This is a genomic window from Pseudomonas sp. IPO3778 (assembly GCF_013386825.1).
Taxonomy (GTDB): Bacteria; Pseudomonadota; Gammaproteobacteria; order Pseudomonadales; family Pseudomonadaceae; genus Aquipseudomonas.
The window spans coordinates 1-13,106 of the sequence record NZ_JACARC010000038.1 but is presented as its reverse complement, the minus strand read 5'-3'; the positions used below and the strand labels follow the sequence as shown (position 1 = coordinate 13,106).

The window sequence follows — 13,106 nt, the reverse complement described above, 5'->3', positions numbered from 1 at the left end:
GTGTGGGAGCTTTGTATCAGCTGCCTTTGTTGCCTTTTTCGTGCGCCGGGTCGAAGACCTTGGTCAGGTCGCCCCCGAGGCGGAAGGTCTTGAACGGCTGCATCCCGTGCTTGCGCTCGATCACGTCGGGCGCGCAGGTGTAGAGGGTGCAGAACGGCTCAAGCCAGGCAAATTTCATGTCTTCCTTGAGGTCTTTCATGTCCTGTTCCTTGCCGTTCTTCTTCTCGAAGATCTCCGGGTCTTTCACCCCGGCCAGCACGTTGTCGCCCAGGCGCTTCAGCGCGCCGTTGTTTTCCTGGCGCAGGTCCACACCGTTGACCAAGGCAAAACTGGCGATCATCGCCAGCGGCGGCAGGGCGTAGTTGTGGTACGACAAGGCCCGTTGCTGACGCTTCAATTCATTCGGCAGGAAGCCTTGGGCATCCACCTGATTGGCGCCGACCTTGTATTCCTTCACGGCCCAATCGAACAGGTCGCGACGGTTGGTGGCGATGGACGTGGCCATCACTGACCAGGCCGCCCAGTAGGAGTGGTTGTTGGTTTTATCCAGCGGCAGGTTGTCCCAGTCGCTCACCACCTGGTCGGCCATTTTGCTGAACCAGGCCTCGATCAACTGCGACTCCTGCTGATGGTTGGCCAGCGGGTGGGAGTCGGAGAACTTCAGGCGCACATAGGCCGAGGCCATGCTGCCCAGCGCCCATTTGCGCATCGACTTGCCGGTGTGGTTGAAGTCCTTGGACATCAACGCATCCGCCTTGGCCCAGCTGGTAAGCCAGTTGAGCGTGCATTCCAGCTGCTCCGGGCGGCCGTCGCGCATGAACTGCATCACGCGCTTGCTGGTGTCTTTTTCCAGCTTGGTGATGTCGGCGGTGCTGTCGCGAAAGGCTTTTTCGGACTGCACATTCAGGGTAGAACGGGCCTTGTCCGAACCTTCGTACTTGCTGCGAAACTGCAGCGAACCGGTGTACGGCGCCGGCATGGTGTCGCAGTCATTCTTGAAATCGCCGGTCTTGAACGCTTCCACCGGGGCGAAATAACCCTGGGGCGGACGCAGTGGTGCGGCGGCGTTGACTGAGCCGGCGAAGATCGCCATGCCCAGTAAAGTTGGAATCAATAACTTCTGCATAAGTAACCTCATTGCCCGAGTTGGGCGGTCTGTTGACCACCGCTTGGGAATACGTTGCGTGTGCAAATTTTCGCTTCAACCTTCTGCGCGGCTTGACCCGCTTCGGGGCCCTGCACTTCCACGGCCAGCAGGTTTTGCGTGGCCCAGTCTTCATCGGTGCGCAGTTCAAAGGCGAAACGCCCGTCTGTATCGGATGTTTCGGGTTTCTCGATCTTGAGGTCCTCGTGGCGCCCGTTCATGTACCAGAGGGTGGCTTGCAGGGTTTTCACCGACGGGTCGGCGAAGCGGATATCGACCTGATGGCTGGCATTGCGCAGGTCTTTGTTCGAACTGTTCACCAGCAATTCGTTCTTGCCGGGTTTCAAGGTGGTGCTGGCGGTCATCTGGGCGGTCTTGCCTTCGCAGCCGTTGTCCAGCAGCGACATCATCTGGCGGTAGATGGTCTCCTGGTCCAGGCGATACAGCGGCGAGAATTCCCAGATCAGGATTTTTGGCGGGGTCTTCTGGAATTCTTCGCTGCCCAGGTACTGGATCATCGACCCTTCCAGGCCACCGCCGGGGAAGGCGACGTTGAGGATGTCGGCTCCGATTTCCTGTTCCAGGAAGCCGGCGAAGTTGTAGTTCTTGCCGCTGTGGCTGGTGCCCACCAGGGTGATCTGCGGGTTGCCGGAATCACCGAACAGGTCGCCGTCCGCCGCTTCGCCCTTGGGCTCGGTGGTGAACTGGTCCATGTACTGGATCGCGTAGCTGGTGCCGCACAGTTGCCCGGCCATGTTGTGCAGGGTGCCGGTCTTGCCCATGCGCCCGGAGCGTTTGGTCTCGAACTCGCGCTTGGGAATATCGGCAAACTCAGGCATTGCGCGCACTTTCGCGCCGACGATTTTTGCCGTGCGCTGGGCACCGTACGGTGTCCAGTGTTGGTCGCCGCGGAAGTAGAAATCGTGGGCCGGCAATTCATCCGGCAGTTGCTCGTTGGTCAGCGGCGACAGGTCCGGCACCACGTAGCCCATCTTGGCGAAGCGGCCGAGCATGGTCTTGTAGTTGCCCAAGGCCTTGTCGAAATCGAACTTGGCTTTCTCTTCCGGGTTGAGCTTGTTGCGGTTCACCAGGCCACGGGTCGGCTGGTACACCACCACCAGTTCCACGCCCTTGCTCTTGAACGCATCGTGCAGCTGTTGCATGCGTTTGTAGCCGGCGGGGCTGGTGTCGAATTCGGTGCGCAGGTCTTCCTGGGTCCGGAACAGCCAGTCGCCCTGGGCTTGTACCAGGGTGGTGAAGTTCTGCTGGTAGCGCGTGGTGTAGTTCTTCGCGTCGTGGGCGGCCGGGCACAGGCTGCAGCACGGTTCGGCGCTGAATTTCGGCGCCTGTACTTCGTCGGCGCGCACGCCCTGGCTGGCCGCGAGCAGGCCGAGGGTCAAACCTGAAAGGCTGAGCAGTTTGATCATGTGTGGGTGCATAAAGGTCATCCTCAGTCCTGCATTTCGGTCTGGCGTTCGACAGGGTCGATCAGCACGGCTTTTTTCTGGCGTACCAGCAAGTCGAGAATCTCTTCCTGGCGATCGCCGAGAACGCCCGAGAAGCTGATGCCACTGGATTTGGTCGGTGCAAGCATCGAGACGCGGTACAGCTCGACACTCAACGGCGAGTCGATGGACAGCGGCCCGCTGCCGTTGGCCGCCAGTTCACCGCCGACCACGATCAGCGAGACCTTGGTGTCGAACGGGTCGAGGGCGATGTCGCGGTCGGTGTCGGTCAGATCCTTGATGTGGCCGTACACGCCGGTCAGCCCGTTGGCCATGGCCACGTTTTCGTACAGGCGAATGTTCACGCTGTTACGTATGCGGATGCCGTGGCGACGGTTGCTGATCACCTTGTTGCCCCACAGCAGGTTATCGCCGCTCTCATAGAGGGTGATGCCGTCGGTGTGGTTGCGGTAGATCTCGTTGTCGGCGATCAGGTTGTTGACGCTGTTACGGTCGATCACCAGGCCCGAGAGCTTGTTGTCGAAACTGCGGTTGTTGAAGATGAAGCTGTCGTTCACTTCCCGGGAAATGATGATGCCGTGCTTCTTCTTCGTGCCGTAGACGGTGTTGTCGGTGATGATCAAGCCGTGTGACCGGTCGTGGGGGTCGATGCCGTAGACGATGTTGTCTTTGTAGGTATTGCCCTTGAGCACGAAGCTGGTGGTTTCGTAGCAGTAGAAGCCGTACCACATGTCCGAGAACTCGGAGTCGACGATCCAGCCCGTCGGCTCGGGGCGCTTGAGCACCTTGGCCATGTTCGGCGTGTACTGGGAAATACTCACGCCATAGGACTTACTGTTGGCATAGCCGAAGCTGGCCATCTTGCTGTTGGCGATGTAGGTCTCGGTGCCGCCCCAGGCCAGCAGGAACGGGCGGAATTCCTTGGGCGACTGGAAGGTCGCCGGGCCGTTGGTCTTCTCGCGCCAGCCGGTGATCTTGGTGTCACGCACAAATAGTTGGCCGTCGTTGATCAGGAACGAACCTGCCTCCTGGGACAGGCGCAGTTCCTGGGTCTGTTTGTCGATTTCGAGGATGCCTTTACGGCCCACCACGATCGGCAGCTTGGCCAGGAACACCCCCGGCGAGGTTTCGCTGAAGTACTGCTTGGGCACTTTCTTCAGCAGGTCCTTGAGGTTCATGTAGCCGTCGTCGACAAAGATTGCCTGGGGGATGCCGTGTTGGCGCACCACCCATTCGGCCATCTTGTTGTCACCGCCGATAAAGTCCTTCAGGGCGTCTTCCTGCATCATCCGGCGGAGGCTGACCTTGCCGGGCTTGGTACGCACAATCTTTTTCGCGATATTCACCGCGGTGTAGCCCGACACGTCCGGCAGTGCCGGCTTGGCCAGCTCCAGCGGCGCGGTCGGCGGGCTGGAGATGGTGTAGGTCTTGGCCTGTTGCAGCTCTTTGGCGATGGTCGGCGCCTTGACCTGCGGCGCGACATCGGCGAAGGCCGAAGTGCTGGCCAGCAGCATGGCTGCGACCAGCAGGCTGACCGAGCCTTTGAGGGCTTGAGGGTTCATTGCGCAGGCTCCCATCAGAACTTCCAGATCACGTCGACAAAGGCGCGATGCATGTACGAGTCGACCTGGCTGCCATAGGCGTCGCCCGGTTTGAACACGCCGGCACGGAAGCGCACCAGGGCCGACGGTTCGTCGATCGACTGGCTGAGCCCGGCCGGCAGCAGGCCTTTCTTGAAGTACTTGGTGACCACCAGGTCCATCTCCTGGCCCAGGTCCTTCTTGCCGTCTTCAAGCGGCAGTGAAGTGCTGGACAGGATCGCGCCGGTCACGTCATCGGTATTGTTCTGCACGGCATCGATGCCGTTGCTGCCCACCGGCTTGTTGCCGTCGACGCGCCAGAACTTGTGGTACACAAGGCTGGCGTCATAGTCCTCGCGCAACTGCCAGGAACCGAACAGGCTCATGGACTGCATGTTGTTCATTTCGCCGCGGAACGCTTCGCCGAACCGGTGGACGCGGGACTGGGTACCGGTCCAGTTCGAACGGTTGCTTTGCAGGCCGTTCTGCTCGTATTCGGCACTCGCACGGGAGTAGGCCGCGCCCACTTGCCACTGCGGGTCGAGGCGCAGGCGGATACCCAGGTCGGTGGCCCAGCCATTCACGTCATCGCTGCGCTTGGCGTTAGTCGGCCGGGTGCCGTCGGCGTTCAAGGCGTTGACCGTGTCGCGGTCGCCCTGCATGCCGGTGATGCTCGCCCAGTAGTTGACGGTGTTGGTGTTGCGCCAGTTGTAGGCGTCGCTGTTGGCTTCGATGCCGAGCCAGGTCAGGTCGCCGTTCTCGCGTTTGTCCAACGGGTCGCTGGCCACGCCCGGTTCGGCGTAGTCGAGCTTGCCGTCGTCATGGGTGTGGTGGCCGCGCAGGCCGATCCACTGGCCGGGCGTCCACTGGTAGGCCGCGTCAGCGTAGAAGTGCTGGCGGTCCTTGTCCTTGGGCGACAGTTCCTTGAGGTCGGTGCGGTATTCGCTGAAGCGTTCGGCGGCGCCGACATTGGCTTTGAGCAGCGTGGTGTCGAAGGTCCAGTTCAGCGCTTCGATGTTGGTGTCGCGCCATTGGCCGTCGTCATTGCGCAGGCGTTGGCGACCCAGCTTGAGGATCTCTCCGGGGTAGGGCGTGAACCCGCTGTAGCCGACCCAGAACTCGCGGAGGGCCAGGTAGTTTTTCTTGGCCTGGCGGTCGTCGTTGCTCGATTGTTCGGTGGTGTCATCGGCCGACTGCTGCAGGGTGTCGGTCTCGATGATGTCGCTGGAGGTCACGGCCTGGCCCATGGCGTAGGCGCTCCAGTGGCCGCTTTCACCGTAGATCCACGGCCGCAGGTCAAGGCCGATGCCGTTGACGTCGCCGCCTTTCTGGGTGCCCAGGTCGCGGTCATCTTCGGACTGGCCGGTGACTTTGACTTCCAGGCCGAAGTTCTTGGCTTCGGTCAGCGCGGCCAGGGTCGGGCACGACCACAGCAGGGCGAAGGTCAGGCCGATGCCGGCCTTGACGAATGGGTTGAGCTTCATAGGGATTCCTCGCCGTCTTCTTCTTGCAGGGCGTGCAATTGCAGCGTGCTTTGGGCCAGGGTGCCGCGCGCGGCCAGTTCCTGTTGCACCAGGCGTTGGCCTTCGGCGCGTTGTTCCGGGGTCAGCGGGGCTTCGAGCTGGGTGGCCAGGTCGTTGGCTTCCGGCGTGTCCTGGGCCTTGGCCAACTGGCTGAAGACGTAAGCGTTAAGCGGGTCGGGCTTGGTGCCCTTGCCTTGGGAAAACAGTTGGGCGATCGCGAAGTCGGCGCTGTTCTGGCCGTTGCGTGCAGCGGTCAGCAGATGGTCCAGGGCCTTTTGCGAATAGACCTTGCCCAGGTAGCCACGGCGGTAGATCTGGCCGAGGTAGTAATCGGCGGCCACTTCGCGGCCGACGGCTTTCTGGAAATGCGCTTCGGCGGCCTGGGCATCTGCCGGAACCCACTTGCCTTCGTAGTAGAGCTTGCCCAGCAACAGTTCGGCGCGGGGCTGGTCGGCGGCGCGGCCGTTGTCCAGGTACTTCATCATCTGGTCGACGTCGCCCAGTTCCGGGAAGTCGTAGAGCAATTGCGCCAGGCTGACCCAGGATGCCGGGTAGCCCGGGGCGATTTTTTCCAGCAGGGCCTGGGCGGTTTTTTCGTCGGTCTTGCCCAGGGTTGCATCACCCAATACGCGCGCCACGCTGTCGACCCGTTGGGCGGTGACGGTGCCACGGCTGTAGCCGGCTTCCATTTGCTTGAGGAGTTCGGCCTGTTTTTCCGGCTCGGCTTTTTTCTGGTAGACCGTGGCCAACTCGACGTAGCAGATGTCGGTGGTGTTCAGCGCGGCCTTGCAGATGCTTTCCACTTCATCCAGATGCTGGTCGTAGGTGTCCTGGGTGCGGTACAGCAGCACCTGGGCGAGACCGGCTTCCGGGTAACCCGAGGCGCGCCATTTGCTGATCTGCTGCTGGGCGTTGATGTTCGGGAAACTGTGGGGGTATTGCAGGTACAGCATCGCCAGCGGGATCAGGGTGTTGCCTTCGCCATTGGCAAAGGCTTTTTTCAGCAGGCCTTCGGCTTCATGGTGCTCGGCTTCGGTGGCGCCGGGCTTGGCCACCAGCAGGCGACCCAGACGCGCCTGGGCCCGGGGCGAGGTGTCAGCGGCCGCGCGGTACGTGGCTTCGGCCTGCTTGATTTGCTCGGGGTCGCGGGTGCCGACCTGGATATCCGCCAGGCCCACCTGGGCCTCGCTGTAGCCCAGGTTCGCCAGTTGCTGGTAGTTCTGCTGCGCGGTGACCGTGTCGCCACGCTTGAGGGCTTCGTTGGCCAGGCGTTGGTCGGGCAGGCCGGCGCAACCGGCGAGGCTCACGGCCAGGGCCAGGGCACAATACGCCAAGGCAGAGTGGGACCTGCTTTGGGTGGGAGCTGGCTTGCCTGCGATGCCGATGTTGGATTCACCACCGTCATCGCGGGCAAGCCCGGCTCCCACATTGGCCAGCGCTGTTTTTAGAATAGGGTTCACAGGCATGTCCTCGCTTACAGACCGTGAGCCATGGCTTTGTCGATCAGCCAGTTCAGGGATGGGCCACGGTCGCTGGTCACTTCAACCGGGCGGCCGGCGTAGGTGCTGTCCAGCGGGGCGTCGGGTTTGATCTGCACGCGGATGTCGGAAGACATTTCGCTGCTGTTGAGGCTGGTGCTGCTGACGATGGTGCCGGTGCGCACCTGCTCTTCATCCGCCACCTGGAAGTTCACACGGGTGCCCGGGCGAACGTCGGCAAACTGGCGATAGGAGAAGCGCGCATCAACGTTGGCCTGGCTGCCCCGTGGCACCAGTTGGAAGATCACGTCGCCCTTGCTGGCGTACTGACCGTCGGCGACCAATTGCTGGGCCACGACGCAGTCGCACGGGGAGGTGAGGGTGCCGGTCATTTGCTTGCCGAACAGCTCTTCTACCTTGGCCGGTTGCAACTGGTCTTCGTCCAGATGGCCCTTGAGCACATCCAGCATGCTGGTGCTGAACGTCGCCAGGGGCGCGCCCTTGGCCGCCACTGCATCCCCTTTGATCAGGCTCTGCACGGTGCCATCGCGGGGCATGGTCACGTTCATCCCGGGCACGCTCACCAGGCCGGAGGTGGCGTGGCTGACGAAGTACATGCCGTACACCGATTTGACGACGAAGCCGAATGCGGCGAGGCCCACCAGGAAGATCGCCAGGCTGAAGGTCACGGCCCGCAGGCGGCCCATGGCGCTCATGTTGCTGCCGCCGTCCTTGACCTTGCGCGCCTTGGTGAAGTTGTCGCGTTGCAGGGTCGCCAGCACGTCGCCCATGGTCACGATGTCGCCGGACAAGTGCGAGGTGATCAGGTGGCGCAGAGTGGAGATGTCCTGGGCGTCGAGGTTCTGGAACTGGCAACCGGTGCGGCCGGTCTGGCGGTCGTAGGAGCGGATCAGCAACTCCACGTCCATCGCCAGGCCCAGGTTATCGATCACGAACTGCAAGCGACCTTTGTGCACGTCACCGACTTTCAGCGGCTGCTGCGGCGCGTTGAACGCCAGGCCGCCGGCGGACAGGTCAATCACCCGCACTTCCATCGGCGTATGGTCGGCGCCGAAGAAGCGCAGCTTGGCCGGGATTTTTACCCGGGCGTGTTGGCGCTGGGCCTCGGATTCGTGGACGACGTTGGCATTTACTGGAGCATTCATTGGGCTATTCATCGGTGTAGTTCCTAGTTAATTCAGGCTTGGCAGGGTCAGACCATCATCAGCAACACGGCGACGAAAATGCTGCCGGCGGAGAAGGTCATGGTCCGAGACGACCAGGTGTTGAACCAACGTTGAAAGCTGGCCAAATCGCGGGTCAGTTTGGTGTCCTGGCGTGTCCAGGACTGTTGATCAAGGCGGAAGAACACGTAGATCTTCACCAGCGCGCCCATGATCTGGTTGTAATAGAGAATCACCGGGTAAGCCGGGCCGATCCGGTGACCGGAGCACGACAGCAGCAGGGTCAGGATCAGGCGGGTGATGCCGATCCACAGCAGGTACGCGAGGATGAACGCGCCGCCGTATTTGAAGGTGGCGATGATTGCCACGGTCAGCCCCAGCAGGGAGGTCCACATCGACACGCGCTGGTCGAACAGCACGATGCTGGTGAACAGACCCAACCGGCGCATACCCAACCCCAGGGCGCGGGAATTCTGGCGCAGGTTGTTGCCGTACCAGCGGAACATCAGCTTGCGGCTGGCCTTGATAAAGCTCTTTTCCGGCGGGTGTTCCACGGTGTGGATCGCGGCATCCGGCACGTAGAAGGTGTCGTAGCCCAGGCGCATCAGGCTGAACCAGCTGGACTTGTCGTCACCGGTCAAAAACTTGAAGCGGCCCAGGCGCCAGTGTTGCAGCGAGTCACTTTCCACATCGGCGATAAAGCCCGGGTCGGTGACTACGTTGGCGCGGAACACCGACATGCGGCCGGTCATGGTCAGCACGCGCTTGGACAGGGCCATGGAGCACATGTTGATGTGGCGCTGGGCGAAACGCAGCTTGTGCCACTCGCTCATGATGTAGCCGCCGCGCACTTCGCAAAATTCGTTGGTGGTCAGGCCGCCGACATTGCCGAACAGCTGGAACCACGGCACGGTCTTGCGCACGACGCCCTCGGCGAGCACGGTGTCGCCATCGATCACGGCCACCACGGCGCGGTCGTCCGGCAGGTGGCGGGAGATGGCGCGAAAACCGAAGGCCAGGCCGTCACGCTTGCCGGTGCCGGCGATGCGCACGAAGTCCAGCTGGACGCGGTCCGGCGGGTTCATCTTGGCCCACAGGCTCTTGACCAGCAGCTCATCGGACATTTCCACCAGGGAGCACACCACGGTGGTAGGGAAGCCACATTCGATGGCTTCGCGGATTACCGAGCTGTAGACCTGGGCGGTGGTCAGCGCGTCGATGCGAAAGCTGGTGACCATCAGGAATACGTGGGACGGGTCTGCCGCCTTGCCCAGCTTGCGCACTTTGCGCCGCAGGTGCGGGTAGACCACGTACAGGAACAGCATGCCGCGAAAGAAATGCGTAGCACCCATCGAGTAGCGCCAGATACCGACGGCGCCAATCAGGAAAATAAAATTCTTCGACTGGGAGTCGAACGTACTCGCCGGCAACAGCAGGGCGAGTCCCATCAGCAGGCTCAGGAAAAACAGCCAGCCGGCGGATTGGAGGAGTACGTGTTTTAACTTGGACATAGGCGTCATTCCGCAGGTGAAGGAGGCTTCAAGCTGCAAGCGCTGGGGATCAGGACGCTTGCAGCTTGAAACTTGCCGTTGCTGTTACCAGCAAATGCCTTCGGTACGACCGGTCACGCTGGTGGCCTTGGACATGAAGCCCACCAGGTCGACCACTTGCTTGCCGTGGGGGGCGTTATGCGCCAAGGCACGGAACTTCTCATCGCGGTTGCCCAGGATGATCACGTCGGAGTTGTTGATCACTTCGTCGAAGTCCGAGTTGAGCAGGGACGACACGTGAGGGATCTTGCCTTCGATGTATTCCTTGTTGGCGCCGTGCACGCGAGCGTATTCGACGTTGCTGTCGTAGATGCTCAGGTCGAAACCCTTGCCGATCAGCATCTCTGCCAGCTCCACCAGCGGGCTTTCGCGCAGGTCATCGGTGCCGGCCTTGAAGCTCAGGCCCAGCAGGGCGACTTTGCGTTTGTCGTGGCTGGAGACGATGTCAAAGGCGTTTTGCACCTGGGACTCGTTGCTGCGCATCAGCGAGTTGAGCAGCGGCGCTTCCACATCCAGGGAGCTGGCGCGGTAGGTCAGGGCGCGCACGTCTTTGGGCAGGCAGGAGCCGCCGAACGCGAAGCCTGGACGCATGTAGTACTGGGACAGGTTGAGGGTCTTGTCCTGGCAGACCACTTCCATCACTTCGCGACCGTCGACACCGACCGCCTTGGCGATGTTGCCGATCTCGTTGGCGAAGGTCACTTTGGTCGCATGCCAGACGTTGCAGGTGTACTTGATCATCTCGGCAACGGCGATGTCCTTGCGGATGATCGGTGCGTCGAGTTCTTCGTACAGAGACTGCAGGACATCGCCGGAGGCTTTGTCGAATTCGCCGATGACCGTCATTGGCGGCAGATCGTAGTCGGCGATGGCGGTGCTTTCACGCAGGAACTCAGGGTTCACCGCGACGCCGAAGTCGACGCCGGCTTTCTTGCCCGAGCAGTCTTCGAGAATCGGGATCACCACGTTCGCCACGGTACCCGGCAGCACAGTGCTGCGCACTACGATGGTGTGGCGGGTGGTCTTGTCACGCAGGACAAAACCGATTTCGCGGCACACCGATTCGATGTAGTTGAGCTCCAGGTCGCCGTTCTTCTTGCTCGGCGTGCCGACGCAAATCATCGACAGGTCGGTATCACGGATTGCTTCGGCGAAATTGGTGGTGCCGCGCAGTTTACCGGTTTGAATACCCTGGCTTAACAGCTCGCCCAGACCCGGTTCAACGATGGGAGATTTACCCGCGTTGATCAGGTCGATCTTTTCCTTGGAGATGTCTACGCCAACGACCTCATGGCCTCGTGCAGACAGGCAACCGGCACAGACTGCGCCGACGTAACCCAAACCAAATATGCTGATGCGCATCGCATTTACCTCTGTGTTGATCGTGCCATTAGATGGCCGGAGTTCATGTTTTGAAGCGTCACTCAGGCGCTGGAAAGTGCGACGAGTAAACGTCGATATATCCAGTGCAGGCATACTAAAAGTCGAGTGACTAACTAATGCACTCAAGTTGTGCGCAACGTGGCCTTATTGTTGGGGCTTGCCCTGAAATGCAGCCAGCCTTCCTTGGGGAAGGGCCTGGCGCCAGTGCCGCAAGGCGTTGATAGCTTTATATATCAACGGCTTGGGTTGTCTCACTGACCCATACAGGTGTGCTCAGCCTTGGCCTTTTCGGAGAAAGTAATGAAACCTTTTCGTCCGCTTTCAACTAGTCAGTTGGTGAGTTGACCATTGAGTCAAAGTTATATGACAACTTTGCTACTTCCTTTGGTCGCCATGTAAGTCATCTCTTACATCTGCAGAGATAATCGTTACCGGTGGTATGAGCGGTGCTTTGGGACATAGTTCCGGGCCGCTCATCCTGTTTGCGGAAATTTCTTGAAATATTAAGAAAGATGGCACTGGTACTATAGTGATAGCACTTGCTACTTGGGCCAGTAGTTGCGGGGAGTTGGGAGGGTTGAATAGTTTTGTGCCACTACTGTTTGAAAAAAGTGGTGCCACTACGAAAAAAATTGACGAATGTCGAGTGAAATAAATGTTAGGGAATCTGAAGAATTATTTTTGACGCCAAATAAATGACGATTATAGGAGCTGAAGATGGGTTTATTCGAGGGAATTGTTGTGGCGAGGGAGCTTGCTCCCGCTGGGGCGCGAAGCGGCCCTGGCTTTTTTGGGGCCGCTGCGCAGCCCAGCGGGAGCAAGCGCCCTCGCCACGGGTTTGCGGTTCCAGAAAGACTGAGTTATTCCGGTGCGTGATCCCGCAGGAACACCAGGTTATCCGGCTTCGACTGCTCTGCATTGAAGCGATAACCCTGCACGTCAAACTCCTTGAGCCTGGCCGGGTCGTTGATGCGTTCTTCAATCACAAAGCGGCTCATCATGCCCCGGGCCTTTTTGGCGTAGAAGCTGATGATCTTGTACTGGCCGTTTTTCAGGTCCTTGAACTCGGTGTTGATGATCCGCGCGTTCAATGCCGGGCGTTTGACGGCCGAGAAGTACTCGTTGGACGCCAGGTTGAGCAGCACGTCATCGCCTTGTTCGGCGAGGGCTTCGTTGAGCCACTCGCTGATGCGGGTGCCCCAGAAGGCGTACAGGTCTTTGCCACGGGCGTTGGGCAGTTTGGTGCCCATCTCGAGGCGGTACGGCATCATGAGGTCCAGGGGGCGCAGCAGGCCGTACAGGCCGGAGAGCATGCGCAGGTGGTCCTGGGCGTAGGTGAAGTCGGCGTCCTTGAAGGTTTCGGCGTTGAGGCCGGTGTAGACGTCGCCCTTGAAGGCCAGCAGGGCTTGTTTGGCGTTGGCGGGGGTGAAGGCTGGGGTCCAGCTGCCGAAGCGTGCGGCGTTGAGGCCGCCGATTTTGTCGGAGACGTGCATCAGTTCGCTGATCTGCGCCGGGCTCAGGTCGCGCAGTTGTTCGATCAGCTCCTGGGAGTGGTCGAGGTATTGCGGCTGGGTGAAGCGCGGGGTGGCCGGTTTTGACTCGAAATCGAGGGTTTTGGCGGGGGAAATCACCGTCAGCATGAAGTCGTCTCCTTTAATCGTGGGGGGATTCTAGGGGGTAGGGCGGTTTGACTCCACCTATGATGGTGATAGATAGCTGTTCGGTCGTTGGTGTGCATATCCGTTGCTGCGGTAACGGCGGCTTAGGGTTCCGCTCTTACAGCGGGTCACTTTTGGCA

9 protein-coding genes are annotated in these 13,106 nt (G+C 60.5%); all 9 read right to left on the bottom strand.

What is annotated here, in order from left to right:
• Window positions 1–16: 16 nt before the first annotated feature.
• The 9 genes from HX855_RS19885 to yaaA all read right to left on the bottom strand — a co-directional run bounded on the left by HX855_RS19885 (window position 17) and on the right by yaaA (window position 12,948).
• The gene (locus tag HX855_RS19885; RefSeq protein WP_143503550.1) at window positions 17–1,126 is read right to left on the bottom strand and encodes a mannuronate-specific alginate lyase; all 1,110 of its coding nucleotides are present in this window, start codon (window positions 1,124–1,126) and stop codon (window positions 17–19) included.
• An 8-nt stretch (window positions 1,127–1,134) separates the two neighbouring features.
• Complete coding sequence (locus tag HX855_RS19880; RefSeq protein WP_177084093.1) at window positions 1,135–2,583, bottom strand: alginate O-acetyltransferase; 1,449 nt, start codon at window positions 2,581–2,583, stop codon at window positions 1,135–1,137.
• A gap of 11 nt (window positions 2,584–2,594) precedes the next feature.
• On the bottom strand, window positions 2,595–4,187 hold the full coding sequence (gene algG, locus HX855_RS19875; RefSeq protein WP_177084091.1) for a mannuronan 5-epimerase AlgG: 1,593 nt from the start codon (window positions 4,185–4,187) through the stop codon (window positions 2,595–2,597).
• Window positions 4,187–5,674 carry an alginate export family protein gene (locus HX855_RS19870; RefSeq protein WP_177084089.1) on the bottom strand — a complete coding sequence of 496 codons (1,488 nt, stop codon included), beginning with the start codon at window positions 5,672–5,674 and terminating at the stop codon, window positions 4,187–4,189. Before HX855_RS19870 ends, algG begins: the two co-directional genes overlap by 1 nt.
• Complete coding sequence (gene algK, locus HX855_RS19865; protein ID WP_256352964.1) at window positions 5,671–7,179, bottom strand: alginate biosynthesis TPR repeat lipoprotein AlgK; 1,509 nt, start codon at window positions 7,177–7,179, stop codon at window positions 5,671–5,673. Before algK ends, HX855_RS19870 begins: the two co-directional genes overlap by 4 nt.
• Window positions 7,180–7,187: 8 nt before the next feature.
• Window positions 7,188–8,357 (bottom strand): alginate biosynthesis protein Alg44, encoded by a 1,170-nt coding sequence (locus HX855_RS19860; protein WP_177084087.1) that lies wholly within the window; start codon window positions 8,355–8,357, stop codon window positions 7,188–7,190.
• A 47-nt stretch (window positions 8,358–8,404) separates the two neighbouring features.
• Window positions 8,405–9,886: a mannuronan synthase gene (gene alg8 / locus HX855_RS19855; RefSeq protein WP_177084085.1), complete on the bottom strand. Its 1,482-nt coding sequence runs from the start codon at window positions 9,884–9,886 to the stop codon at window positions 8,405–8,407.
• A gap of 84 nt (window positions 9,887–9,970) precedes the next feature.
• Window positions 9,971–11,287, bottom strand: a complete 1,317-nt coding sequence (locus tag HX855_RS19850; protein WP_177084083.1) for a nucleotide sugar dehydrogenase — start codon at window positions 11,285–11,287, stop codon at window positions 9,971–9,973.
• A gap of 881 nt (window positions 11,288–12,168) precedes the next feature.
• Window positions 12,169–12,948, bottom strand: a complete 780-nt coding sequence (yaaA, locus tag HX855_RS19845) for a peroxide stress protein YaaA (protein WP_177084081.1) — start codon at window positions 12,946–12,948, stop codon at window positions 12,169–12,171.
• Window positions 12,949–13,106: the final 158 nt, after the last annotated feature.

What these genes read in the sequence shown, in the direction of transcription:
- yaaA (WP_177084081.1), bottom strand. Translation starts at nt 12,948, where the DNA reads ATGCTGACGGTGATTTCCCCCGCCAAAACCCTCGATTTCGAGTCAAAA.
- algK (WP_256352964.1), bottom strand. Translation starts at nt 7,179, where the DNA reads ATGCCTGTGAACCCTATTCTAAAAACAGCGCTGGCCAATGTGGGAGCC.
- HX855_RS19870 (WP_177084089.1), bottom strand. Translation starts at nt 5,674, where the DNA reads ATGAAGCTCAACCCATTCGTCAAGGCCGGCATCGGCCTGACCTTCGCC.
- HX855_RS19860 (WP_177084087.1), bottom strand. Translation starts at nt 8,357, where the DNA reads ATGAATGCTCCAGTAAATGCCAACGTCGTCCACGAATCCGAGGCCCAG.
- algG (WP_177084091.1), bottom strand. Translation starts at nt 4,187, where the DNA reads ATGGGAGCCTGCGCAATGAACCCTCAAGCCCTCAAAGGCTCGGTCAGC.
- HX855_RS19880 (WP_177084093.1), bottom strand. Translation starts at nt 2,583, where the DNA reads ATGCACCCACACATGATCAAACTGCTCAGCCTTTCAGGTTTGACCCTC.
- HX855_RS19850 (WP_177084083.1), bottom strand. Translation starts at nt 11,287, where the DNA reads ATGCGCATCAGCATATTTGGTTTGGGTTACGTCGGCGCAGTCTGTGCC.
- HX855_RS19885 (WP_143503550.1), bottom strand. Translation starts at nt 1,126, where the DNA reads ATGCAGAAGTTATTGATTCCAACTTTACTGGGCATGGCGATCTTCGCC.
- alg8 (WP_177084085.1), bottom strand. Translation starts at nt 9,886, where the DNA reads ATGTCCAAGTTAAAACACGTACTCCTCCAATCCGCCGGCTGGCTGTTT.